1 protein-coding gene is annotated in these 1,061 nt (G+C 48.1%); it reads left to right on the forward strand.

What is annotated here, in order from left to right:
• Positions 1-262: 262 nt before the first annotated feature.
• Complete coding sequence (locus LKK83_RS23755) at positions 263-496, forward strand: hypothetical protein (protein WP_324633877.1); 234 nt, start codon at positions 263-265, stop codon at positions 494-496.
• The last annotated feature ends 565 nt before the right edge of the window (positions 497-1,061 follow it).

Here is a 1,061-nt window from a genome sequence, read left to right on the forward strand (position 1 = left end):
TCAATCACCTTTTATCTCTCGCCAATGAAACGCCTTTGCTACCGACATTTCTGCATGATGCAAGTCTGCCCTCACGGTATGTTAAGCCCCTTTCATTTGGGTCAAAGAGTTGGTGATAGGAGTCTATCATATCATTGCGGCTAAAGCCTCGCCCGTCGCTTGGTAGCCCCGTCTCTTTAGAGCGGGGCTACCAAGCTCCCGAGTTTTTTTCGTGTTTGATTCTACGCTTCTTAGATAAATTTTATCAATACCGGAGGTTGCTATGACTTCACCTGACCCCAATCAATTTACCTCAGACCCAGCCCCACTCCAGAAGTCTGATGTTAAGATTCCCTCAGAAATTCTGCTCAGCGTCCTCACCCCGCCCCTGTTACTGACGCTATGGGGGGGCAAAGCGCTCTCGGAAATTCTCCAGTCCCTCGGTTACGCCAGCGAAGAAGTTTTTCGCGGCGATCGTCTCCCCGTCCTGAACTTTCCCCACCGCGAACCCGATTAATTCATTGGTCATTGGTCATTGGTCATTGGTCATTGGTCGCTGGTCAATGACCAATGACCTATGTCAGGGTTTGTTGGTCCAATGGTATGGGCGGAAATACCTTCTGAGCTGTTGCGAACTTCCTGCCGATTGGTTTGGCCTGGAGGGTTCTTGTTTTCCTCTCGTCGCCTGTTTCGTAGCCTGCTTCCTTATTCTGGCGGCGTTTTCTGAGTCGAAGTGGTATAATAAATTCCAGCTGTGCGATTCGTTCTCGCAAAAGTGGAAGGTAAGTACCTAAAACGAAAAGCGGGGCAAGGAAAATAGCCTCCTAAGGCTAAAAACCCCAGAAAACGTAAAGTCTAACGGTTGGCCAAAAATAAAACGGTGTAAACTGATACAAAATAGCCAATCAAAACCTCGGAAAACTGAAGGCTAAGAGAATTTTACAATTCTTCACAAAAGTCTGTACAATCCGACGGAAAACTGGGAAACCTTGACAACTGAATGCTGATGGTGGTGAAAGCCCACCCCATGAAGTGTGTCATGTGAAAGCACCTCCCCCACGGTAGCGACTGGTCATCAATCC

The organism is Phormidium sp. CCY1219, assembly GCF_035615515.1.
GTDB lineage: Bacteria > Cyanobacteriota > Cyanobacteriia > Cyanobacteriales > Laspinemataceae > CCY1219.

What these genes read in the sequence shown, in the direction of transcription:
- LKK83_RS23755 (WP_324633877.1), top strand. Translation starts at nt 263, where the DNA reads ATGACTTCACCTGACCCCAATCAATTTACCTCAGACCCAGCCCCACTC.